At 69.1% G+C, this 24405-nt stretch carries 20 protein-coding genes; 9 read left to right on the top strand and 11 right to left on the bottom strand.

Annotated elements, in window-relative coordinates:
- Positions 1-182 precede the first annotated feature (182 nt).
- A complete protein-coding gene (locus tag PU630_RS06630) occupies positions 183-1118 on the top strand; it encodes a COX15/CtaA family protein (RefSeq protein WP_275279560.1) in 936 nt (311 codons plus the stop codon).
- Between the two features lie 87 nt (positions 1119-1205).
- A complete protein-coding gene (locus tag PU630_RS06625) occupies positions 1206-1580 on the top strand; it encodes a dinucleotide-utilizing enzyme (RefSeq protein WP_275279559.1) in 375 nt (124 codons plus the stop codon).
- Here PU630_RS06625 and PU630_RS06620 read toward each other — a convergent pair.
- Complete coding sequence (locus PU630_RS06620; protein ID WP_275279557.1) at positions 1577-2482, bottom strand: heme o synthase; 906 nt, start codon at positions 2480-2482, stop codon at positions 1577-1579. The two genes, PU630_RS06625 and PU630_RS06620, sit on opposite strands and share 4 nt — an antisense overlap.
- A 229-nt stretch (positions 2483-2711) precedes the next feature.
- Here PU630_RS06620 and tkt point away from each other — a divergent pair, with 229 nt between their 5' ends.
- The 6 genes from tkt to pgl are packed head-to-tail and all read left to right on the top strand — an operon-like array spanning position 2712 to position 10846.
- Entirely contained in the window at positions 2712-4808 is a 2097-nt protein-coding gene (gene tkt / locus PU630_RS06615; protein WP_275279556.1) for a transketolase, read from the top strand.
- The gene (gene tal / locus PU630_RS06610; protein ID WP_275279554.1) at positions 4805-5920 is read left to right on the top strand and encodes a transaldolase; all 1116 of its coding nucleotides are present in this window, start codon (positions 4805-4807) and stop codon (positions 5918-5920) included. Before tkt ends, tal begins: the two co-directional genes overlap by 4 nt.
- Positions 5917-7533: a glucose-6-phosphate isomerase gene (locus PU630_RS06605; RefSeq protein ID WP_275279553.1), complete on the top strand. Its 1617-nt coding sequence runs from the start codon at positions 5917-5919 to the stop codon at positions 7531-7533. Before tal ends, PU630_RS06605 begins: the two co-directional genes overlap by 4 nt.
- Positions 7534-7540: 7 nt before the next feature.
- Complete coding sequence (zwf, locus tag PU630_RS06600; RefSeq protein WP_275279552.1) at positions 7541-9091, top strand: glucose-6-phosphate dehydrogenase; 1551 nt, start codon at positions 7541-7543, stop codon at positions 9089-9091.
- Complete coding sequence (locus PU630_RS06595) at positions 9088-10053, top strand: glucose-6-phosphate dehydrogenase assembly protein OpcA (protein WP_275279550.1); 966 nt, start codon at positions 9088-9090, stop codon at positions 10051-10053. The genes zwf and PU630_RS06595 overlap by 4 nt, the downstream gene beginning before the upstream one ends.
- On the top strand, positions 10046-10846 hold the full coding sequence (gene pgl, locus PU630_RS06590; protein ID WP_275279548.1) for a 6-phosphogluconolactonase: 801 nt from the start codon (positions 10046-10048) through the stop codon (positions 10844-10846). The genes PU630_RS06595 and pgl overlap by 8 nt, the downstream gene beginning before the upstream one ends.
- Before the next feature lie 9 nt (positions 10847-10855).
- On the opposite strand, the gene PU630_RS06585 is transcribed toward pgl, so the two are convergent.
- From PU630_RS06585 to uvrA, 10 genes are all read right to left on the bottom strand, one after another.
- Positions 10856-11209 carry an RNA polymerase-binding protein RbpA gene (locus PU630_RS06585; protein ID WP_275279547.1) on the bottom strand — a complete coding sequence of 118 codons (354 nt, stop codon included), beginning with the start codon at positions 11207-11209 and terminating at the stop codon, positions 10856-10858.
- Position 11210: 1 nt separating this feature from the next.
- Complete coding sequence (secG, locus tag PU630_RS06580; protein WP_275279546.1) at positions 11211-11459, bottom strand: preprotein translocase subunit SecG; 249 nt, start codon at positions 11457-11459, stop codon at positions 11211-11213.
- A gap of 90 nt (positions 11460-11549) precedes the next feature.
- Entirely contained in the window at positions 11550-12341 is a 792-nt protein-coding gene (tpiA, locus tag PU630_RS06575) for a triose-phosphate isomerase (protein WP_275279545.1), read from the bottom strand.
- The gene (locus PU630_RS06570; protein WP_275279544.1) at positions 12329-13561 is read right to left on the bottom strand and encodes a phosphoglycerate kinase; all 1233 of its coding nucleotides are present in this window, start codon (positions 13559-13561) and stop codon (positions 12329-12331) included. The genes tpiA and PU630_RS06570 overlap by 13 nt, the downstream gene beginning before the upstream one ends.
- Before the next feature lie 5 nt (positions 13562-13566).
- Positions 13567-14577: a type I glyceraldehyde-3-phosphate dehydrogenase gene (gene gap / locus PU630_RS06565; protein ID WP_275279543.1), complete on the bottom strand. Its 1011-nt coding sequence runs from the start codon at positions 14575-14577 to the stop codon at positions 13567-13569.
- A gap of 99 nt (positions 14578-14676) precedes the next feature.
- Complete coding sequence (locus PU630_RS06560; protein ID WP_275279542.1) at positions 14677-15303, bottom strand: superoxide dismutase; 627 nt, start codon at positions 15301-15303, stop codon at positions 14677-14679.
- Positions 15304-15395: 92 nt separating this feature from the next.
- Entirely contained in the window at positions 15396-16364 is a 969-nt protein-coding gene (gene whiA / locus PU630_RS06555) for a DNA-binding protein WhiA (RefSeq protein ID WP_275279541.1), read from the bottom strand.
- 48 nt (positions 16365-16412) lie between these two features.
- The gene (rapZ, locus tag PU630_RS06550; protein ID WP_275279540.1) at positions 16413-17300 is read right to left on the bottom strand and encodes an RNase adapter RapZ; all 888 of its coding nucleotides are present in this window, start codon (positions 17298-17300) and stop codon (positions 16413-16415) included.
- A gap of 39 nt (positions 17301-17339) precedes the next feature.
- Positions 17340-19205: an excinuclease ABC subunit UvrC gene (gene uvrC, locus PU630_RS06545; protein ID WP_275279539.1), complete on the bottom strand. Its 1866-nt coding sequence runs from the start codon at positions 19203-19205 to the stop codon at positions 17340-17342.
- Positions 19206-19209: 4 nt separating this feature from the next.
- Positions 19210-22113, bottom strand: a complete 2904-nt coding sequence (gene uvrA / locus PU630_RS06540) for an excinuclease ABC subunit UvrA (protein WP_275279538.1) — start codon at positions 22111-22113, stop codon at positions 19210-19212.
- A 160-nt stretch (positions 22114-22273) separates the two neighbouring features.
- Here uvrA and PU630_RS06535 point away from each other — a divergent pair, with 160 nt between their 5' ends.
- Positions 22274-24400 (top strand): catalase, encoded by a 2127-nt coding sequence (locus tag PU630_RS06535; RefSeq protein ID WP_275279537.1) that lies wholly within the window; start codon positions 22274-22276, stop codon positions 24398-24400.
- Positions 24401-24405 lie beyond the last annotated feature (5 nt).

Below are 24405 nucleotides of genomic sequence, written 5' to 3'. Positions count from 1 at the left end.
GGAGTGTGGTGGGGAGGATGCCGCTTTCCGGGTCCGCTCTGGCGACGCGCGCTGCGCGCCTAGACTGTCAGTGATGCGACCCTTTGTGCGCCGCATCCGACCCCTCGATTCTATAGGCTCCACCCGACAGTCGGGTCGGAGCCGCGCTCGCGCCCGGCGAGCACCCAGGAGGCTCCACCACGATGTCCAGCGAGCAGACCGTCACCGAACCCTCGACACTGCGGCGTCGCCTGTGGCTGTGGCTGCCCGATCGCGTCGATCGTCGGGTGATGGTCGCGGCCTGGATCTCGTTCATCACCGAGGTGCTCATCATCGGCACCGGCGGCGCCGTGCGGCTCACCGGCTCGGGCCTCGGATGCGAATGGCCGCTGTGCGCACCCGACTCCCTCGTGCCGGTGCCCGGCATGGGGTTGCACTCGTACATCGAGTTCGGCAACCGCCTGATGACCGGGGTGGTGGGCCTGGCCGGTCTTGCCGTGCTGCTTCTCGTGCTGAGGCTGCGCCGCACCCGCAAGGACCTGTTCGTGATGGCCGTCATCGTCGTCGCGGGGATCCTCGCGCAGGCGGTGGTCGGCGGTATCACGGTGCTCACCGGACTGAACGCCGGGATCGTGGGCTTCCACTTCTTCGCGACGCTGGCCCTTGTGGCCGTCACGGCGGCCTTCCTCGTCCGGGCGAAGACCCCCTCCGGCCCCCGCACGCTCGCCGTGCCGCGCTGGTACATGATCCTCACTCACGTGACGACGCTGTTCCTCGCGCTCACCCTGATCATCGGCATCCTGACGACCGCCTCCGGTCCGCACTCGGGTGACTCCGCGGTCGTGCGCCATGGCTGGAGCGCCGAGATCCTTGCCCACGTGCACTCCGTCCCCGGGTACACGCTGTTCGCCCTGGTCGTCGTGCTGACCGCGGTGGCGTCGCTGCAGAAGCTGCCGACGCTGCGCTGGGCCGTGCTGCTGCTGATCGTGCTCGGGGTGCAGATCCCGGTGGGCGTCTACCAGGCCCGCGCCGGGCTGCCCGCCCTCTCGGTGGGCGTGCACATGATCCTGGCGGGCCTGGCCACCGCCGCGATGACCGCTCTCGTGCTGAACCTGAAGAAGCCCAGCGAACACGCATAGGGTCCGCATCGACTTCTCCGATGCGAAGCGGGCATGGTGGGATGTCGCGGCCACCCGGGTCGCACCGACCCAGGAGTGAACCGACATATGTCCATCCGTCCCCGTCTCGTCCGCAACATCCCGTTCTGGCTTCTCCTTCTCATCTCGCTCGGCGCCACGATCGGCGGTGCACTGATGATGAAGATCGAGCTCGCCTGGATGACCCAGGCGCTGGCCGCCAACACGGCGACCGGCGTGGACGTCTACGTCGGCCAGCCTGCCGTCGTCGTGGCCGGAATCATCTGCGGCGCGGGCGTCATCGGCCTGCTGCTGACGCTGACGGTCGCCGCCCTCGCCGGACTGCGCCCGAAGACCGCCGTCAACGCTGCGGAGTCCATCGATTGGCAGGCCGAGGCCGCCGGTCCTGACGAGAGCGTCGTCGAAGCCGACGCGAACGAGGCGGTCGGCGCTCCGACCGCCTAGAACGGCAGCAGCGGGTCAACCGCGACGGCGAGGAACAGCAGCGTCAAGTACGTGATCGACGCGTGGAAGACCCGCATCGGCTGCGCGGCTGTGCCGCGCACGGCGCGCTGGTAGAGCACGTGCGCCTCGTAGGCGAACCACCCGCCGAACACGAGCGCCGACACCGTGTACACGAGACCCATGTGGCCGATCGGTATCAGCAGCAGTGAGCAGGCGACGGTCGCCCACGCGTAGAGGATGACCTGCAGGCCGACCTGCGATCCGTTGCGCGTGGCGCCCAGCATCGGCACGTCGACGCCCTCGTAGTCGTCCTTGTACTTCATCGACAGCGGCCAGTAGTGCGGCGGCGTCCAGAGGAAGACGACGACGAACAGCACGAACGGCGCCCAGTCGAGGGAACCGGTCACCGCCACCCAGCCGATGAGCACCGGGAAGCAGCCGGCGATCCCGCCCCAGACGATGTTCTGCTCAGTGCGACGCTTCAGGATCATCGTGTAGATCACGACATAGAAGAAGATGGCGAAGGCCGACAGCCCCGCGGCCAGCACATTCGTCGTGACCAGCAGCCACACCGTGGAGACGACGGCGAGCACCCACGAGAACACCAACGCCCCACGCGGCGAGACGTCGCCGGTGACCAGCGGACGATTCTCGGTGCGGTGCATGCGCACGTCGATGTCGCGGTCCAGGTACATGTTGAACGCGGCGGCCGACCCGGCCGACATCGCGCCACCGAGAACGGTGGCCGCCACCAGCCACAGGTTCGGCACGCCGCCCGCGGCGAGGAACATCACCGGGATCGTGCTGACCAGCAGCAGCTCCATCACCCGCGGCTTCGTCAGCAGGAAGTACCCGCGTACGGTGCGGCGCAGCGAGGTGCGCTGCGCGCGAACGACGGTCACGTCGGTTGTCGTGGTGATGACGATCCTCCCCCGGGAAAGCGGCGCACGGCACCGGCAGACGAATCTCACAAGTCTATCGGCGGCCGCTGTGCGGACGATGTCATCCACTGACTCATGCGACCGTGAGATGAGTAAGCTGGCCTTACGCGCGCGCCCTGTGCCGGACCAGCGCTGGCGACGCTTCGTCCGCCGGTCGTGCAGAGCGCTCCCCTCTACGAAAGGCAGCCTGGTGTCGGAACTGCATTGGGAAGAGATTGACGAGCGAGCCGTGGACACCGTCCGTGTCCTTGCCGCAGATGCCGTGCAGAAGGTGGGCAACGGCCACCCCGGCACCGCGATGAGCCTGGCCCCGGCCGCCTACCTGCTGTACCAGCGGGTCATGCGACACGATCCGTCCGACACCCACTGGATCGGCCGCGACCGATTCGTCCTGTCGTGCGGGCACTCTTCGCTCACCCAGTACATTCAGCTCTACCTCGGCGGGTTCGGCCTCGAGCTCGAAGACCTCGAGTCGCTGCGCACGTGGGGCTCGCTCACGCCAGGCCACCCCGAGTACGGCCACACGAAGGGCGTCGAGATCACGACCGGTCCGCTCGGCCAGGGACTGTCGTCGGCCGTGGGCTTCGCCTACGCGGCCCGCTACGAGCGCGGCCTGTTCGACCCGGACGCTGCGGCCGGCACGTCGCCGTTCGACCACTTCGTGTATGTCATCGCCTCGGACGGCGACCTGCAGGAGGGCGTGACCAGCGAGGCGTCATCGCTCGCCGGCCACCAGCAGCTGGGCAACCTCGTCGTGATCTACGACGCGAACCAGATCTCCATCGAGGACGACACGAACGTCGCGTTCACCGAAGACGTGGCCGCACGCTACGAGGCGTACGGCTGGCATGTGCAGACCGTCGACTGGAAGAAGACCGGACAGTACGTCGAGGATGTGCAGGAGCTGTACGGTGCCGTCGAGGCGGCGAAGGGCGAGACCGACCGCCCCTCGATCATCATCCTGAAGACGATCATCGGATGGCCGAGCCCCGGCAAGCAGAACACCGGCAAGATCCACGGCTCGGCGTTGGGCGCCGACGAAGTCGCCGCCACCAAGAAGGTGCTCGGCTTCGATCCGGAGCGCTCGTTCGACGTCGCCGACGAGGTCCTCTCGCACACCCGCGAGCTCGTGGAGCGAGGCGCCGCCGAGCACCGCGCCTGGCAGGAGCAGTTCGACGCCTGGGCCGCCGCCAACCCCGAGCGCAAGGCCCTGCTCGACCGTCTCGAGGCGCGTGCCCTGCCCGACGGCATCGACGACGTCCTGCCGAGCTTCGAGGCCGGCACCGACGTCTCCACCCGGGCCGCGTCCGGCAAGGTCATCAACGCTCTCGCCGGTGCACTGCCCGAGCTGTGGGGCGGTTCGGCCGACCTCGCCGAGTCGAACAACACCACGATCGCCGACGGCGGCTCGTTCAACCCGCGGCAGTGGTCCACGCACGAATGGAGCGGGAACCCGTACGGACGGGTGCTGCACTTCGGCATCCGTGAGCACGCCATGGCGGCGATCCTCAACGGCATCACACTGCACGGCCCGACCCGCGCCTTCGGCGGCACGTTCCTCATCTTCAGCGACTACATGCGCCCGGCTGTCCGCCTGGCGGCGCTGATGGGCATCCCGTCGACCTTCGTCTGGACCCACGACTCCGTGGCCCTCGGCGAGGACGGCCCGACCCACCAGCCGATCGAGCAGCTCGCGGCCCTCCGGGCGATCCCGAACCTGTCGGTGGTCCGTCCCGCGGACGCGAACGAGACCGCGCAGGCGTGGCTCGAGATCCTCCGACGCCACGGCGGGCCGGTCGGCATCGCCCTGACCCGCCAGAACGTGCCCACGTTCGCTCGCGGCGACGGTGCGGCATCCGGCGACACCCTCGCCTCGGCCGCAGGCACCGCGAAGGGCGCGTACATCCTGGCCGAGGCCACCGGCGGCACGCCCGATGTGATCCTCATCGGCACCGGTTCCGAGGTTCAGCTGGCCGTCGCCGCTCGCGAGACCCTCGAAGCCGAAGGTGTGAAGACCCGCGTGGTCTCGGCGCCGTCGCTCGAGTGGTTCGCCGAGCAGGACGCCGACTACCGCGAGCAGGTGCTGCCCGCGTCGGTCACCGCCCGCGTCTCGGTCGAGGCCGGTCTGGCTCTGTCGTGGCGCGGCATCGTCGGCGACCGCGGGCGCACGGTGTCGATCGAGCACTTCGGCGCCTCGGCCGACTACAAGACCCTTTTCCAGAAGTTCGGCATCACCGCCGACGCCGTCGTCGAGGCGGCCCGCGAGACCCTCAAGGAGAACGCATGACCACTCCCACCCAACAGCTGTCCGCACAGGGCGTCAGCATCTGGCTCGACGACCTGTCTCGCAAGCGCATCACGACCGGCAACCTCGCCGACCTCATAGTGAACCGCAACGTCGTGGGCGTCACCACCAACCCCACGATCTTCGCCAACGCCGTCAGCCACGGAGAGGGTTACCAGGACCGGGTCGCCGAGCTCGCCGCCGCGGGCGCGAACGCCGACGACGCGATCTTCCAGATCACGACGACCGACGTCCGTGACGCGTGCGACATCTTCCGCCCCGTGTACGACGCCACCGCAGGGCGAGACGGCCGCGTGTCAATCGAGGTCTCCCCCGAACTCGCCCACGACACGCAGGCGACCATCGACCAGGCCGCCCAGCTGTGGAACACCGTCGACCGGCCGAACGCCTACATCAAGATCCCCGCGACGAAGGCGGGCCTGTCCGCGATCACCGAGACGATCGCCGCGGGCATCTCCGTCAACGTCACGCTGATCTTCTCGCTGGCCCGCTACGCCGAGGTCATCGACGCGTACCTGACCGGCCTCGAGAAGGCGAAGGCGGCCGGTCACGACCTGTCGCAGATCCACTCCGTGGCGTCGTTCTTCGTCTCGCGCGTGGACACCGAGGTCGACAAGCGCCTCGCGTCCATCGACACCGACGCGTCGGCCGCGTTGAAGTCGAAGGCCGGCATCGCGAACGCGCGACTGGCCTATGAGCTCTACGAGAAGGAGTTCTCGAGCGACCGCGCGAAGGCGCTGGTGGATGCCGGGGCCAACACCCAGCGCCCGTTGTGGGCCTCGACCGGGGTCAAGGACCCGTCGCTGCCCGACACGCTCTACGTGACGGAGCTGACGGCGCCCGGCACCGTCAACACGATGCCGGAGAAGACGCTCGAGGCGGTCTTCGACCACGGCGTGATCGGCGGCGACGCCGTGACCGGCGCCTACGCCGATGCGCATGCGGTCATCGACGGCTTGGCCTCGGTGGGCATCGACTTCGACGACGTCACCCAGGTGCTCGAGGACGAGGGCGTCGAGAAGTTCATCACCTCCTGGCACGAGCTGCAGGAGACGGTGGCGCAGGCGCTGGCGTCGGCGGGCGGAGCCCGGTGAGTTTCGACATCCGCGTCAGCGGACACGTCAAGGCCGTCGTCGAAGACACCCTTCCCGGGCTTGTCGCCGATCTGGTCGCCTCCGGCGTCACCGCACAGGACCCCACCTTGTGGGGTCCTGCCGCCGAAGCCGAGGCCGCCCGTCGGCTCGGCTGGGTGCAGGCGGTGTCGGTGTCGCGGCCGCTGGTGGCACAGATCGCAGAGCTGCGAGCGCAGTTCGTCGCGCAGGGTCTGACCCGCGTGGTTCTGGCCGGCATGGGCGGCTCGTCGCTGGCGCCCGAGGTCATCGCCCGTACCGCCGGGGTGCCTCTCACGATCCTCGACGCGACCGCGCCCGGCCAGGTGCTCGCCGCACTCGACGGCGACGAGGAGGGCGGTCTCGCGCAGACCGTGCTCGTCGTCTCGTCGAAGTCGGGTTCCACGGTCGAGACGGACTCCGCGAAGCGCGCGTTCGAGGCTGCCTTCCGCGACCTCGGCATCGACCCCGCCGAGCGGATCGTCGTGGTCACCGACCCGGGCTCGCCCCTCGACGAGTCCGCACAGGCCGACGGCTACCGCGTCTTCCATGCGGATCCCACCGTCGGCGGCCGCTACTCGGCGCTGACGGCCTTCGGTCTCGTGCCGGCGGGGCTTGCCGGCGTCGACCTCGACGAGCTCCTCGACGAGGCGGACGCCACGCTCCTGGAGGTCGCGATCGACAGCCCGGAGAACCCGGCGCTGGTCCTCGCCGCTGCTATCGCCGGCGGCTCGCCCCGCCGTGACAAGCTCGGCCTGGTGGCGGACGGCACCCACCTCCAGGGTCTGCCCGATTGGATCGAGCAGCTGCTGGCCGAGTCGACCGGAAAGGCCGGCACCGGCATCCTGCCCGTCGTCCTCCTGCCGGTCTCCCCCGAGCTCGAGCGCCGTCCGGAAGACCTGCAGATCCTGCGGATCGTCGACGAGGCCGCCGAGTTCCATCTCTTCGGACGGCACGAGGGCGAGATCCTCGTGAGCGGCTCCCTGGCCGCACAGTTCGTCGTCTGGGAGTACGCGACGGCGATCGCCGGCCGAGTTCTGGGCATCGACCCGTTCGATCAACCCGACGTCGAGGCGGCCAAGGCCGCCACGCGCGGGCTGCTCGAACGCCGACCTGACCAGCCCGCGCCCGCGTTCACGGCCGACGGCGTCGAGGTTCGGGTCTCCGACCCGGCGCTCGCGGCCTCGGGCACCATCGCCGGCGCCCTCGATGCGCTCTGGTCACAGCTCGGGCCCGAGGGGTACGTCGCCATCCAGGCCTACGTCGACCGCGTGCACCTTCCCGAGCTGGCGGGTCTGCGCGAGATGGTCGCCGCGGACTCCGGACGCCCCACGACCTTCGGCTGGGGTCCCCGCTTCCTGCATTCGACGGGCCAGTTCCACAAGGGCGGCCCCGCCGTCGGCGTGTTCCTCCAGATCACCGAGCGCACCGACATCGACGTGGCCATCCCCGGACGCCCCTTCACCTTCGCCGAGCTGGTGGCCGCGCAGGCCGCCGGAGACGCCGCGGTGCTCGCGGACCTCGGGCGGCCCGTCGTCACCCTGACCTTGACCGATCCGCAGCCCGAAGTCCTTTCGCTCTTCGAGGCCGCTCAGTAGGAGTCCCATGACCGTCCAGATCGCCCGAGGGAACAACCCCCTCCGCGACCCCGACGACCGCCGCCTGAACCGCATCGCGGGACCGAGTGCGCTCGTCATCTTCGGTGTGACCGGAGACCTCTCGCGCAAGAAGCTCATGCCCGCGGTGTACGACCTCGCCAACCGAGGTCTGCTGCCCCCCGGGTTCGCTCTGGTCGGGTTCGCCCGGCGCGACTGGGAGGACCAAGACTTCGCCGAGGTGGTCCGCGACGCCGTGCAGGCAGGTGCCCGCACCGAGTTCCGGGAAGAGACCTGGCAGCAGTTGCTGCAGGGCATCCGCTTCGTCTCCGGCGAGTTCGACGATCCCGAGGCCTTCCGTCGGCTGCGGGAGACGGTCGAGCGCCTCGACGTCGAGCGCGGCACCATGGGCAACCACGCCTACTATCTGTCGATCCCGCCGCGGGCGTTCGCGGTGGTCGCCGAGCAGCTCAAGAGCTCGGGGCTGGTCGACGACACCGCCGATCAGCCCGACCGCTGGCGCCGCGTCGTCATCGAGAAGCCGTTCGGGCACGACCTCGCCTCGGCCCGAGAGCTCAACAGCGCGCTGCGCAGCGCCTTCCCCGCCGACTCGATCTTCCGCATCGACCATTACCTCGGCAAGGAGACCGTCCAGAACATCCTGGCGCTGCGGTTCGCCAACGAGCTCTACGAACCGATCTGGAACCGCAACTACGTCGACCACGTCCAGATCACGATGGCCGAAGACATCGGCGTCAGTGGCCGTGCCGGCTACTACGACGGCATCGGCGCGGCGCGCGATGTCATCCAGAACCACCTGCTTCAGCTGCTGGCGCTCACCGCCATGGAAGAGCCCATCTCGTTCAACGCGAAAGATCTGCGCACCGAGAAGGAGAAGGTGCTCGCAGCCGTCTCCCTGCCCGACGACCTGTCGCTGGCCACCGCCCGCGGACAGTACGGGGGCGGCTGGCAGGGCGGCGAGCAGGTGCGCAGCTTCCTCGACGAAGACGGGATGGACCCGCAGTCCACCACGGAGACGTACGCGGCCATCAAGCTCGGCATCAACACGCGGCGCTGGGCGGATGTGCCGTTCTACCTGCGCACAGGCAAGCGCCTGGGCCGGCGCGTGACCGAGATCGCGGTCGTCTTCAAGCGCGCTCCAGAGCACCTCTTCAACCGATCGCAGACGTCCGGCCTCGGGCAGAACGCCCTGGTCATCCGCGTGCAGCCCGACGAGGGCGTGACCATCCGCTTCGGCTCGAAGGTCCCCGGCGCGGGAACGCAGGTGCGGGATGTGACGATGGACTTCGGCTACGGGCACGCCTTCACCGAGGCCAGTCCCGAGGCGTACGAGCGGCTCATCCTCGATGTGCTGCTCGGCGACCCGCCGCTCTTCCCACGGCATGAAGAGGTCGAGCTCAGCTGGAAGATCCTCGACCCCATCGAGCAGTACTGGGCTGCGCAGGGTGGACCGCTGGAGCAGTACACCCCCGGCGGATGGGGGCCTTCGTCCGCCGACGAGCTCCTCGCCCGTGACGGACGCACCTGGAGGCGCCCATGATCATCGACCTGCCCGACACCAATGTCAGCAAGATCGCCAAAGCCCTCGTCAGCGTCCGCGAAGAGGGCGGCGCGGTCGCCCTCGGGCGCGTGCTGACCCTCATCATCCTGCTGCGCCACGGCGCCGAAGAAGAGGTGATCGAGGCCGCGAACGACGCCTCGCGCGAGCACCCGATGCGGGTCATCGCCCTCATCAGCGACCCCGCTGCCACCGATGCCGAGCCGCGGCTGGATGCCGAGATCCGTGTGGGCGGCGATGCCGGCGCGAGCGAGGTCATCGTGCTGCGCGCGTACGGCGCCGCCGGCAACAACTCGGAGAGCCTGGTCACCGGTCTGCTCCTGCCCGATGCCCCAGTCGTCGCCTGGTGGCCGGGCGAGCCCCCGGCCAAGCGGCCGTCGCGCTCGTCGGTCGGCAAGATCGCGCAGCGTCGGATCACGGATGCCGCGACCCAGCCCAATCCCGCGGCGTGGGTCGCCGGGCTCGGCTCGCACTACGCGCCGGGCGACACCGACCTCGCATGGACGCGCCTGACGCGCTGGCGCGAGCAGCTGGCCGCGGTCCTCGACCAGCCGCCCTACGAACCGGTGACCGCGGTGGAGGTGCGCGGCGCCGGCGACTCGCCGTCCACCGCTCTGCTGGCGGCGTGGCTGCGACTCGCGCTCGACGTTCCCGTGGACTGGCGCTACCTCCCCGCTGACGAATGGGCACACGGCATCAAGTCGGTGCGCCTCGTGCGGGCCTCCGGCGACACTCTCCTCGAGCGTCCCGAACCGGCCGCGGCAGTGCTCACCCAGCCGGGTCAGCCCTCGCACGAACTCGCTTTTCCGCGTCGCACGCTGCGCGAGTGCCTGGCCGAAGAGCTGCGCAGCCTGGACCCTGATCTGCTGTATGGTCGGGTCATCACCGAAGGCTGGGCGCTTCTGCAGGGCGCCGACGAGGAGGATGAGCGCAAGGATGGCTGACAGCACCGTCAAGAGGGTCGTCATCGCCGCCGATCCGGATGCCGTGGCGATCGCCGTCGCCGACCGCTTCTACGCACGCGTCGGCAAGCGCGCCCGCGCGGGCAAGACGGTGCATGTGTCGCTGACCGGCGGCGGAATGGGCACAGCCGTGCTGCGCGCCGCTGCTGCCCACCCCGATGCCAGCGCGGTCGACTGGTCGCAGGTCCACTTCTGGTGGAGCGACGAGCGGTTCGTCCCGGCGGGCTCCGCCGACCGCAACGAGGTCGGCGCCACCGAGGCGTTCTTCTCGAAGGTCGACGTACCCGCCGCGAACATCCACCGCATGGCCGCGAGCGACGACGGCCTCGACATCGACGCGGCCGCTGCCGCATACGCTGCTGAGCTGGCCGCTTTCGGTCCCGCGGCGACCTCGGCCACCGGCATCCTGAACGGAGAATGGCCCTCGTTCGACATCTGCTTTCTGGGTGTCGGACCCGACGGGCACATAGCATCGCTGTTTCCCGATCGCCCCGAGATCGGCATCACCGATCGCACCGCGGTCCCGGTGCTCGACTCCCCCAAGCCTCCGCCGGCGCGCATCACGCTGACGCGCCCTGTCATCAACTCGTCGAAGCGCGTGTGGTTGGTGCTAGCCGGCCTCGACAAGGCGTCGGCGTTGGGGCTCGCTCTGGCCGGTGCGAGCTATCACAGCGTGCCCGTCGCGGGCGCGAAGGGACGTCGTCGCACTATCTTCTTCGTCGACGAAAAGGCGGCACAGAATGTGCCGCCTGATCTCATCGATGGGTCGTACTGACCCGCTGCGTCACTGGCCGCGACGCTCGCGCAGCTGACGCAGGGCGTCGTCGAGAAGCTGCTCGGCCTCTTCGTCGGTGCGACGCTCCTTGACGTAGGCGAGGTGCGTCTTGTACGGCTCGGCCTTCGTCATCTCGGGTGGGTTCGTCTTGTCACGCCCGGCCGGCAGGCCCGAGTGCGGCGAATCGATGGTGTCGGGGATCTCTTCGGCGGGGATGTCGGCCGCGAAGTAGCGGACCGTCTCATTGCCCAGCGCGTCCCAGTACGACACCGCCACGCGCTCCGCGTGGTAGCCGTGGTCTTGCTCGCCCATCGGGCCCGCGCCGACGCGCGTGCCACGGATAGCGTTCCCGCCCGTCGCCATGTCAGATCCCCTGCAGTTTGGTGAGAAGCCCCAGCGCCACGATCGCGATGAACCAGACGAGCGCGAGGACCACGGTGAAGCGGTTCAGGTTGCGCTCCGCGAGCCCGGATGAGCCCACGGCGGAGCTCATGCCACCGCCGAACATGTCGGACAGACCGCCGCCGCGACCCTTGTGCAACAGGATCAGGAGGGTCAGCAGCAGGCTCGTGATGCCGAGCACCACCTGCAAGACGAACTCGAGGATCTCCAACGCTTCACTGCCTTTCGCGGCGGCCCGGCGGCCGCACCCGGTCAAGTATACGGGAGGCGTGCGGCGGGGTACGGACCCCGCCGCACGCGCTCACACGCCGACGTGCTTCTGGTAGCGGATGATCGCGGCGAACTCGTCGACGACGAGGCTCGCTCCCCCGACCAGGGCGCCGTCCACATCGGGCTGGCGCATGAAGCCGGCGATGTTGCCCGACTTCACCGATCCGCCGTAAAGGATGCGCGTGCGGTCGGCGGCGTCTCCGCCGATGGCCTGCGTCACGACGTCACGGAGCTTCGCGCAGACGTCCTGTGCCTGCTCCGGGGTCGCCGCCTGACCCGATCCGATCGCCCAGACGGGCTCATAGGCGACGACGATCTCGGCGCCTGCGGCCACCCCGGCCAGTGCCGCCGTCAGCTGGGCGACGGGCACCGCGCTGGTGCCGTGCACCTCGAGGTCCTCGGCCGTCTCACCCACGCAGATGACGGGCACGAGGCCGTGTCGCAGGGCTGCCTGGACCTTGGATGCCACGACCTCGTCGGACTCCGCGTGGTATGCGCGCCGCTCCGAGTGGCCGATGATGACGTACCGGCAGTCGAGCTTGGCGAGGAAGGAGCCGGAGACCTCGCCGGTGTACGCGCCGGAGTCGTGCGACGACAGATCCTGCGCGCCGAGCGCGAAGGGGATCTTGTCGGCGTCCAGCAGTGTCTGCACGGTGCGGACATCGGTGAACGGCGGGAAGACCGCCACCTCGACCGACTCGGCGTCGTGCTTGGCGTCCTTCAGCGTCCAATGCAGCTTCTGGACGAACGCGACCGCCTGCAGGTGGTCGAGATTCATCTTCCAGTTGCCGGCGATGAGCGGGGTACGGGTCACTGCTCCCATCCGAGCACCTCCAGTCCAGGAAGCTTCTTGCCCTCGAGGAACTCAAGGCTCGCGCCTCCGCCCGTCGAGATGTGGCCGAAGCTGTCGTCCGAGAAGCCGAGCTGACGCACGGCGGCTGCCGAGTCGCCGCCGCCGACGACGCTGAGGCCTTTCGCCTCGGTGAGCGCCTGGGCCACCGCCTTCGTGCCCGCCGCGAACGCCGGCATCTCGAACACGCCCATCGGGCCGTTCCAGAACACCGTCGTGCTGCTGCGGATGGCATCGGCGAACGCCTCGGCTGTGCGTGGTCCGATGTCGAGTCCGAGTCCGGAAGCACCGAACGCGGTGTCCTCCAGGGCGTCCGCATCCGCCACGACGTGCTCGGCGTCGGCGGCGAAGGATGCCGCGACCACCGCGTCGACGGGAAGAACGAGGTCGATGCCCCGTTCGCGCGCCGTCTCCATGTAGCCGCGGACCGTGTCGAGCTGGTCCTTCTCGAGCAGGCTCGCGCCGACCTTGTGTCCCTGGGCGGCCAGGAAGGTGAACATCATCCCGCCGCCGACGAGGAGCTTGTCCACGCGGGGCAGGAGATGCTGGATCACACCGAGCTTGTCGCTGACCTTCGAGCCGCCGAGGACGACCGTGTAGGGCCGCTCGGGATTCTCGGTCAGACGGTCGAGCACATCGACCTCGGTCGCGATGAGGAGCCCGGCGACCGATGGCAGCAGACGGGCGAGGTCGTACACACTCGCCTGCTTGCGGTGCACGACGCCGAACCCGTCGGAGACCAGTGCATCGCCGAGGGAGGCGAGCTCGCGGGCGAAGGCGTCACGCTCGGCGTCGTCCTTCGAGGTCTCCCCGGGGTTGAAGCGGAGGTTCTCGATGACCGCGACGTCGCCGTCGCCCAGTGCGGCGACGGTCTCGCGAGCCGAGTCGCCGACGGTGTCGGTCGCGAACGCGACCGGCGTGCCGAGCAGCTCGGACAGACGCTCGGCGACCGGGGCCAGGCTGTACTTCGCGTCGGGGGCCCCGGCCGGACGGCCGAGGTGCGAGCACACGACGAGGCGTGCGCCCTGATCGATGAGGGCCTTCAGCGTGGGCAGCGACGCGCGCACGCGGCCATCGTCCGTGATGACGCCGTCCCGCAGGGGGACGTTGAGGTCACAACGGACGATGACACGCGTGCCCGCGAGCGAACCCCCTACGCGTTCGGGCAGGGTGTCGAGGGTGCGCAGAGCCATACGGATCAGAGACGCTCGCCGACGTACTCGGTGAGGTCGACCAGGCGGTTCGAGTAGCCCCACTCGTTGTCGTACCAGCTCGAGACCTTGACCAGGTTGCCGCTGACGTTGGTCAGCTCGGAGTCGAAGATCGACGAGTGCGGGTCGAGCTGGATGTCGCTGGAGACGATCGGGTCCTCGGTGTACTTGAGGATGCCGTTCAGACGTCCCTCGGAGGCGGCGGCCTTGTAGGCGGCGTTGACCTCGTCCACGGTCAGGCCCTCACGGGTGGTGACGATGGTCAGGTCGACGATCGAGCCGGTCGGAACCGGAACGCGGTACGACGAGCCGCTGAGCTTGCCGTTGAGCTCGGGCAGGACCAGGCCGATGGCCTTGGCCGCACCGGTCGAGGCCGGCACGATGTTGATCGCGGCGGCGCGTGCACGGCGCAGGTCCTTGTGCGGGCCGTCCTGCAGGTTCTGGTCGGCGGTGTAGGCGTGCGCGGTCATCATGAAGCCGCGCTCGATGCCGAAGGCGTCCTCGAAGACCTTGGCCAGCGGCGCGAGGCAGTTGGTCGTGCACGAGGCGTTCGAGATGATGTTCATCGTCGCCGCGTCGTAGGTGTCTTCGTTCACGCCCATGACGAACGTGCCGTCGACATCGGTGCCAGGCGCCGAGATGATGACCTTCTTCGCGCCGCCCGCGATGTGCTTGCCGGCGTCGGCGGCGTTCGTGAAGCGGCCGGTGGACTCGATGACGATGTCGACGCCGAGCTCGCCCCAGGGCAGGTTCGCGGGGTCGCGCTCTTCGAAGACCTTGATGCTCTTGCCGCCGACCGTGATCGCGTCGGCGTCGTAGCTGACCTCCTGGCCGAGGCGACCGCCGACCGAGTCGTACTTGAGCAGGTGTGCGAGGGTCTTGTTGTCGGTGAGGTCGTTGACGGCGACGATGTCGATGTCAGCGCCCTGCGCGAGCGCCGCGCGGAGGAAATTGCGTCCGATGCGGCCGAAGCCGTTGATTCCGATCTTGACGGTCACGGAATGTCTCCCAGGTGTGTCATGCGCGAATGCGCGGTTTTTTCACGGGGTTGGGACAACGGCGTCCCGGCGGGCTTCCCACCGGGACGCCTGCGCTGGCTATGACAGTACCAGCAGGCCCGCCGTCTTCTCACGCGCAGCGTCGAAACGTGACTGCACGTTCTGCCAGTTCGCGATGTTCCAGACCGCCTTGATGTAGTCGGCCTTCACGTTCAGGTAGTCGAGGTAGAAGGCGTGCTCCCACATGTCCAGCTGGAACAGCGGGATGGTGCCCTGGGCGGTGTTGCCCTGCTGATCGAACAGCTGCTGGATGATCAGCTGCTCGCCGATCGGATCCCAGCTGAGCACTGCCCATCCGGAGCCCTGGATGCCCGCGGCCGCGGCCGCGAAGTGCGCCTGGAACTTGTCGAAGCCGCCGAAGAACTCGTCGATGGCCGCGCTGAGCTCGCCCTCGGGCTGCCCGCCGCCGTTCGGCGAGAGGTTGGTCCAGAAGATCGAGTGGTTGACGTGACCGCCGAGGTTGAACGCGAGGTCCTTCTCGAGCTTGTTGACGGCGCCCAGGTCGCCGGACTCACGAGCCTCGGCGAGCTTCTCCAGGGCGGTGTTCGCACCGGCGACGTACGCCGCGTGGTGCTTGTCGTGGTGCAGCTGCATGATCTTGCCGCTGATGTGAGGCTCGAGCGCCGCGTAGTCGTAGGGGAGGTCGGGCAAGGTGTACTTCGCCATGTTCTCTTCTTCCTGTCGGAGCCGCGCCCATGACGGGACCAGGTCGTCCCGCGGACGCGGCGGGGCTGACCTTCTTCATCCTAGTGACGCTGTCAGTCGACGGCACCGGCAGGGACGGCGGACTCCGTTCCGGGGATGCCGTCGGTCTGTGCCTTCTTGTCGGCCATCGCCAGCAGGCGGCGGATACGCCCGGCCACGGCATCCTTCGTCAGCGGAGGATCGGCGTGGTGGCCCAGTTCGTCCAGGCTCGCATCCCGGTGGTCCAGACGCAGCCGACCCGCCTCGCGCAGGTGCTCGGGAACCTCGTCGCCGAGGATCTCCAGCGCCCGCTCGACGCGCGCGCACGCCGCCACCGCGGCCTGTGCCGAGCGTCGCAGGTTGGCGTCGTCGAAGTTGACGAGACGGTTCACGCCCGCGCGCACTTCACGGCGCTGGCGCATCTGCTCCCAGGCCGACGCCGCCTGCACGGCGCCCATCGCGCCCAGCGCGGCACGGATGGCTTCTCCGTCACGGATGACGACCCGCGGGATCCCGCGCACCTCGCGGGCCTTCGCGGCCACACCGAAGCGATGCGCAGCGCCGACCAGCGCCATCGCCGTCTCAGACGAGGGGCAGGTGATCTCCAGGGCCGCCGAGCGGCCGGGGTCGCTCAGCGAACCGGCCGCGAGGAAGGCGCCGCGCCACACGGCGGCGAGGTCGCCGCGCGATCCGGTGGTGAGCTTGTTGGGCAGACCGCGCACCTGGCGACGCCGCTGATCGAGCAGCCCGGTCTGGCGAGCGAGGGTCTCGCCCGCCTCGACGACCCGAACGACGTACCGGGGGCCCGCTGCACCTTGCATCTGCGCGAGCTCGGGGCGCACCCCGTAGAGTTCGACGATCTCGCGCGCGGTGCGACGCGCGAGGATGTCGGAGTCGACCTCGGCTTCGACGGCGACGCGGCCGGCGATCGAGTGCAGTCCCCCCGAGAGGCGCAGCAGTGCGGTGAGCTCGGCGACCCGGGCTGTCGGGCGCGGGTCGCGTACGGTGACGAGCTCGGCTTTCACGTCTGCGGTCAGGGGCACGGGACTCCTCAGGTGTGAGCGGATCGGAACGACGTTCCAGCCTACCCGTTACTCGCGGCCCAGATCCCGGTGTGAGACCCGCACGGCGACGCCCGGCACGTCGTGCAGGCGTCTGCCGAGCTCGGCGGCCATCGCCACCGATCGATGCTTTCCACCGGTGCAGCCGACGGCCAGCACGCTGTGCCGCTTGTTCTCGCGCTGATAGCCCTCCAGCACGTCCTGGACCGCGCGCGTGTACGTGTCGAGGAAGTCCTCGGCCCCGGATTGTGCCAAGACGAAATCGCGCACCGCCTCGTCCTCGCCGGTCAGGGCGCGCAGCTCGTCCTGCCAGTACGGATTGGGCAGGAAGCGCATGTCGGCCACCATGTCGGCGTCGGCCGGCAGCCCGTACTTGAACCCGAAGCTGAGCACGGTGAGCGTGTGGCGGGCGCTCCCCCGCTCGCTGAACAGGTCGACGACGTGGGTGGCCAGCTGGTGGACGTTGAAATCGCTCGTGTCGATGACGATGTCGGCGCTCTCGCGCATGACCGCCAGGCGCTCGCGCTCGCGGCGGATGCCGTCCACGATCGTGCCGTCGTCCTGCAGCGGGTGCGGCCGGCGCACGGCCTCGTAGCGGCGCACCAGCACGTCATCGGAGGCGTCGAGGAACACGACCCGCAGCTGCTCGCGGGCGTCGCGCAGGGCCCGTGTCACCGCCGGCAGCTCGGTGAACAGCATCCCCCCGCGCACGTCGACGACCGCCGCGACCCGCGGCAGCGCGCCCGCGGCCAGGCCCGACACGTCCAGGAGCGGTTTGAGCATCTGCGGAGGCAGGTTGTCGACGACGTACCACCCCATGTCTTCCAGGGCGTTGGCGACCGTCGACCGGCCGGCCCCCGACATCCCCGTCACGATGAGGATCTCGCCCGTGCTCTGCTCCGTAGCCGTGTCGGCCATCGCTCCCCCGTTCCCTGCACCCCAGCCTAGCGAGCGCGGCTACTTCTCGACCAAGCGCCGGTGCACCGCAGCCGCCGTCGCGGGCCCGACGCCGGGCACCTCGGCGATCTGCTCGGGCGTCGCCTCGCGCAAGGCCGTCACCGAGCCAAAGGTGCGCAGCAGCGCCTTGATGCGCGCGGGACCGAGCCCCGGCACCTCGGCGAGCACGGTCGTGATGTCGCGCTTGCGACGCTTGCGCTGATGCGTGATCGCGAACCGATGCGCCTCGTCACGCAAGCGCTGCAGCAGGTACAGCGCCTCAGACGTGCGCGGCAGGATCACCGGGTACTCCTGATCGGGCACCCACACCTCTTCGAGACGCTTCGCGATGCCGCAGAGGGCGATCTCGGGGTGCCCGGCTTCTTCCAGGGCGCGCGCCGCCGCGGCGACCTGCGGCGGCCCGCCGTCGACCATCAGCAGCTGCGGCGGGTAGGAGAAGCGCCGCTTCTTGCCCTCGACCTCCGGCTCCTGCTCCTCGGGATCGTCGAGCCGTGCCAGCCTGCGCATCAGCACCTGGTGCATGGAGTCGGTGTCGTCGGTGGTCTCGGCGATGGAGAACGAGCGGTACTGGTCTTTGCGCGGCAGGCCGTCTTCGAACACCACCATCGACCCCACGACGTTCGTTCCGGCCAGGTGCGAGATGTCGTAGCACTCGATGCGCAACGGCGCCTCGGCAAGACCCAGGGCCTCTTGCAGGTCGGTGAGTGCTTGCGTGCGCGCGACGTAGTCGCTCGTGCGTCGCGTGCGGTGCAGCAGAAGCGCCTGCTGCGCGTTGCGCGTCGCCGTCTTCATGAGTTCGGCCTTGCGCCCCCGGTGCGCGACCGAGATGGCGACCTTCTTGCCGCGCCGCTCGCACAGCCAGGACTCCAGCTCCGCGGCGTCGTCGGGCAGCTGCGACACGAGGATCTGCCGCGGGATGTCGGTGGATGCCGCAGACCCGTAAACCCGCTGCAGCACCTGATCGACGAGCTCGGGGCCGGAGATGTCGAGCTCCTTCTCGATCGTCGAAGCCCGCACCCCGCGCACCCTGCCGCCGCGCACGACGAAGTGCTGCACGACGGCGGCCAGCTCGTCCTCGGCGACGCCGAACAGATCGGCGTCCATGTCGGGGGCCAGCACCAGCGCGCTCTTGGAGAGCACGGCGTCGATCGACCGCAGCTTGTCGCGGTACTCGGCGGCGGACTCGTAGTCCATCGCCGCTGCCGCCGCCTGCATGCGGCGCGTCAGATCGCGTCGGAAGCGCTCATCGCCGCCGGAGAGGAAGGCCACGAAGTCGTCGACGACGGCCCGGTGCTCGTCGACCGTCACCTTCATCGAGCAGGGCCCGCCGCAGCGACCGATCTGGCCAGGAAAGCAGGGACGGCCCGTGGACATCGCCTTCTTGTACGAGGCGTCGCTGCAGGTGCGGATCGGGAAGACCTTGATCATCTCGTCGATCGTGTCGTGCACCGCCCACACCTTCGGGTAGGGGCCGAAATACTTGGCGCCCTTGATGTTGTGGTTGCGGGTGACGATCACCCGAGGCGCCTCATCGGCGAGCGTGACGGCGAGGTAGGGGTACGACTTGTCGTCCTTGTACCGCACATTGAAGGGCGGCTTGTACTCCTGGATCCACATGTACTCCAGTTGGAGTGCCTCGACGTCGCTGCCGACGACGGTCCACTCCACCGACGCCGCCGTCGTCACCATGCGGCGGGTGCGCTCGTGGAGGGTGCGCAGCGGCGCGAAGTAGTTCGACAGCCGCGAGCGGAGGTTCTTCGCCTTGCCGACGTAGAGGATGCGCCCGTCCCGATCACGGAACCGGTACACACCCGGCTCGGTGGGGATCTCGCCCTGCTTCGGCTTGTACGGAAGCTGATCGGCCATCGGATCAGCCCGCCTTGCGCTGCTGTGCGTCCGTCCCGTCCAAGATCTCCGCCAGGAACGCGCCGGTGTACGAGCCATCGGCGCGCGCGACCTGTTCGGGAGTGCCCGTGGCGACGATAGTGCCGCCGCCGGAGCCCCCCTCGGGCCCGAGGTCGACGATCCAGTCGGCCGACTTGATGACATCGAGGTTGTGCTCGATGACGATCACGGTGTTGCCCTTGTCGACCAGCCCGTTCAGCACCTCGAGCAGGCGCCGCACATCTTCGAAATGCAGCCCCGTCGTGGGCTCGTCGAGCACGTAGACCGAGCGGCCGTTGGAGCGTCGCTGCAGTTCGGTCGCGAGCTTCACACGCTGCGCCTCGCCGCCCGACAGCGTCGTGGCCGACTGGCCGAGGCGCACATAGCCGAGCCCCACGTCGACGAGCGTCTGCAGGTACCGGTGGATCGCCTGGATCGGCTCGAAGAACACCGCCGCCTCGCTGATCGGCATCTCGAGCACCTCGGCGATGTTCTTGCCCTTGTAGTGCACGGCGAGGGTGTCACGGTTGTACCGCTTGCCGTGGCACACCTCGCAGTCGACGTACACGTCGGGCAGGAAGTTCATCTCGATCTTGATCGTGCCGTCGCCGGAGCAGGCCTCGCAGCGGCCGCCCTTGACGTTGAAACTGAAGCGCCCCGGCCGGTAGCCACGGGCCTTCGCCTCGGGCGTCTCGCTGAACAGCGTGCGGATGCGGTCGAACACGCCGGTGTAGGTCGCCGGGTTCGAGCGCGGCGTGCGGCCGATCGGCGCCTGGTCGACGTGAACGACCTTGTCGAGGTGGTCGATGCCGGTGACCCGGGTGTGCTTGCCGGGGACGGTGCGGGCGCCGTTCAGGCGGGAGGCCAGCACCTGGTAGAGGATGTCGTTGACCAGCGACGACTTGCCCGAGCCGCTGACACCCGTCACGGCCGTGAACACACCGAGCGGGAAGTCGACGCTCACGTTCTGCAGGTTGTTCTCGCGCGCGCCCACCACCGACAGCTGCCGCTTCTTGTCGATACGGCGGCGTTTGCGCGGTGTCGGGATCTCTCGCCGGCCGGCGAGGTAGTCGCCCGTGAGCGACTCCCGCTCCTCCAGCAGGGACGCCAGCGGACCGGAGTGCACGACGGCCCCACCGTCGACGCCGGCGCGCGGGCCGATGTCGACGATCCAGTCGGCGGCGTGGATCGTCTCCTCGTCGTGCTCGACGACGATGAGAGTGTTGCCGAGGTCGCGCAGCGTCTCGAGCGTCTCGATCAGGCGGCGGTTGTCACGCTGGTGCAGACCGATCGACGGCTCGTCAAGCACGTAGAGCACCCCCGTGAGCCCCGACCCGATCTGGGTCGCCAGCCGGATGCGCTGGGCCTCGCCGCCCGACAGCGACCCCGCCGCGCGGCCCAGGTTGAGGTAGTTCAACCCCACCTGCACGAGGAAGTCGAGCCGCAGCCGGATCTCCCGAAGGACCTGCGCGGCGATCTTGGCCTCGCGCTCGGTCAGCTTCAGCGTCGTGAAGTAGTCCTGCGCCTCGGCCAGACTCAGCCGCGAGGCGTCCGCGATCGACCGCCCGTGGACGGTGACGGCGAGCACCTCGGGCTTGAGCCGGTCGCCGTCGCACGCCGCGCACGGCACCTCGCGCAGGTACTCGGACCAGCGCTGGCGCGCAGAGTCGGACTCGGCCTGCATGTACTGCCGTTCGATGTAGGGCACGACACCCTCGAAACCCGAGGTGTATCGCATCTCCCGGCCGTAGCGGTTCTTCCACTTCACGGTGACCTTGAAGTTGTCGCCGTGCAGCACCGCGTCTTTGACGTTCTGAGGCAGCTTCCGCCAGGGCGTGTTCAGTGAGAAGCCGAGGTCGTCGGCGAGTCCCGACAACAGTCGTTCGTAGTACTGGAAGAGTCCCTTGCCCTGCGTGGTCCACGGGATGATGACGCCTTCGGCGATCGAGAGATCCTCGTCGCCGAGCATGAGATCGACGTCCACTGACATGCGGGTGCCCAGGCCCGAGCACGTCGGGCAGGCACCGAACGGCGCGTTGAACGAGAACGTCCGCGGCTCGATCTCGGTCAGCTGCAGCGGGTGGCCGTTGGGGCACGCGAGCTTCTCGGAGAAGCTCTGCCACGCGGCATCCCCCTCCCCGTCCACGAAGTTCACCTGCATGATGCCGTCGGCCAGGCCCAGCGCGGTCTCGACCGAGTCGGTGACCCGCTCGAGGATGTCGCCGCCGGCCACGAGCCGGTCGACGACGACGGCGATGTCGTGCTTGTAGCTCTTCTTCAGCGCGGGCGGCTCAGACAGCTGCACGAGGTCGCCGTCGACGACGGCGCGCGCGTAGCCCTTCGCCGAGAGCTCTTTGAAGAGGTCGACGAACTCGCCCTTCTTCTGGGTGACGACGGGCGCGACGATCTGGTAGCGGGTGCGCTCGGGCAGCTCGACGAGCCGGTCGGCGATCTGCTGCACGGTCTGCCGCTGGATGACCTCACCGCACTCGGGGCAGTGCGGCACACCGATGCGCGCCCAGAGCAGGCGCATGTAGTCGTGGATCTCGGTGATCGTGCCGACCGTGGACCGCGGGTTGCGGTTCGTGGACTTCTGGTCGATCGAGACGGCCGGACTCAGCCCCTCGATGAAGTCGACGTCGGGGCGATCGACCTGCCCGAGGAACTGGCGGGCATAGGCGCTGAGCGACTCGACGTAACGGCGCTGCCCCTCCGCGAAGATGGTGTCGAACGCGAGACTGGACTTGCCGGACCCGGACAGCCCGGTGAAGACGACGAGGGAGTCGCGAGGGATGTCCAGATCGACGTTGCGCAGATTGTGGACGCGCGCGCCGCGGACACTGAGCTTTCCGGAGGGATGGCCGGAGCTGGAGACGGGGACGATGGGCACCGCTCAAGTCTAGGTGGGGGCTCCGACACTCAGCCGTGAAGCGTGTTCGCCCTCAGCGACGCGCTGACGATAGCCGCGGTCTTTCGCGCCGTCAAGCCGCTCGGGGGCCGCACCGGCCGGATTTAGCCTGCGTTCATCGCCCACGATGAGGAGTTCGATCATGACCGACGACATCTCTGTGCCCGGAGCGCCCGCTTCGCGTCCCGCTCCCTTCGACGAGCCGACCACACCGGAGGGACCGCTGCCGCCCAAGGCCGACCAATCCGGCCCCGAGCCGCGCACTCCGACGGGGGCCCGATCCGCCGACACTCCGCCCGCTGTGGCGCAGCAGGGCGAATACCTCACGAGCGCGCAGGGTGCCCGGCTGCGCCAGACCGACCGCTCACTCAAGGCCGGCCCCCGCGGCCCGGTGCTGCTGCAGGACCACCACCTCCGCGAGAAGATCACGCACTTCGACCACGAGCGCATCCCCGAGCGCGCGGTGCATGCGCGCGGTGCGGCTGCGCACGGGACCTTCACCGCGAACGGCGCGGCCGAATCGGTCACCTGTGCCGGGTTCCTGCGTGCGGGGGTGACCACCCCGGTGTTCGTGCGGTTCTCCACGGTGCTCGGTTCGCGCGGCTCAGCCGACACGGTCCGCGACACCCGCGGCTTCGCGACGAAGTTCTACACCGAGGAGGGCGTGTACGACCTCGTCGGCAACAACATCCCGGTGTTCTTCATCCAGGACGCGATCAAGTTCCCCGACGTCGTCCACGCCGCCAAGCCGCACCCCGACCGGGAGATTCCCCAGGCCCAGTCCGCCCACGACACGTTCTGGGACTTCGTCTCGCTGCACACCGAGGCGCAGGCGCACACCATCTGGAACATGTCCGACCGCGGCATCCCCCGTTCCTTCCGGATGATGCAGGGCTTCGGCGTGCACACCTTCCGACTGATCAACGCGCAGGGCGAGACGGTGCTGGTCAAGTTCCATTGGCGGCCGAAGATCGGCACACACGGCCAGCTCTGGGAGGAAGCGCAGCTCAGCGCCGGCAAAGACCCCGACTACCACCGCCGCGACCTCGCCGACGCCATCGAGTCGGGCGCGTATCCGCAGTGGGACCTCGCGCTGCAGGTGATGCCCGACAGCCCCGACGAGACGTTCGCGGGCATCGACCTGCTCGATCCGACGAAGTTCGTCCCCGAAGAGCTGGCACCGCTCCACGTCGTGGGCACGATGACCCTCGACCGCAACCCTGTCAACTACTTCGCAGAGACCGAGCAGGTGGCGTTCCACCCCGGTCACCTTGTGCCGGGCATCGACGTCACGAACGACCCGTTGCTGCAGGGACGGCTCTTCTCGTACATCGACACCCAGATCACCCGCCTGGGCGGTCCCAACTTCGCCCAGCTGCCCATCAACCGCCCCCACGCAGACGTGAATGACATGCTGCGCGACGGCATGCATCAGTCCGCCGTGCACGGCGGTGTCGCGCCGTACCATCCCAACTCGCTCGACGGCGGCTGCCCGTTCCAGGCGGGTGCCGATGTGGGCGCGTTCATCGACGTGCCGGCCGTGGTCGCCGAGTCCGTGAAGGAGCGCACGCAGTCCGCGAGCTTCGAGGACCACTTCTCTCAGGTGCGGCTCTTCTACCGCTCGCTGACGCCGATCGAGCAGCAGCACATCTCCGCCGCCTACGCCTTCGAGCTCGGCAAGTGCTACGAAGAAGCCGTCAAGCGACGCCAGCTCGTTGCGCTCGCCAACGTGGATGCCGGGCTGTGCGCCACGGTAGCCGCATCGCTCGGGCTGGACGCCCCCGCGCCCACCCTCGAGCCGGCCGATGTCGAACCGAGCCCCGCGTTGCGCATGGTCGGCGAGACCTGGCCGATCGACGGACGAACGGTGGGGATCGTCGCCGACGACGCCACCGACGTTTCCGAGCTCGCCACCGTTCGCGACGCGGTCCACGCGGCCGGCGCCGTGCCGCTGGTGATAGCCCCGCACGGGGGCATGCTCGGCGAAGTCCCGGTGCAGCGGACGACGCACACCGCGGCCAGCATCGAGTTCGATGCGGTGGTGGCCCTCGCCGATGATCCGTCTGCGGAGACGACCCGCGTGTTCGAAGAGGCGTTCCGGCACGGCAAGGCCCTCGGCGCCACCTCCGCCGGCGCCGGCGTGCTGGACCGCGCGCACATCACGCGCGACGCCCCGGGCGTGGTGGTCGCCGATGCGGACGCCGCCGTCGACGCGCTGCTGCGGTTGCTGGGCGCGCACCGGGTGTGGGAGCGGCTCCTGGCGGGGTAGCGCCT

This window comes from Microbacterium horticulturae, assembly GCF_029094505.1.
Taxonomy (GTDB): domain Bacteria; phylum Actinomycetota; class Actinomycetes; order Actinomycetales; family Microbacteriaceae; genus Microbacterium; species Microbacterium horticulturae.
This window is presented reverse-complemented; position numbering and strand designations above follow the sequence as displayed.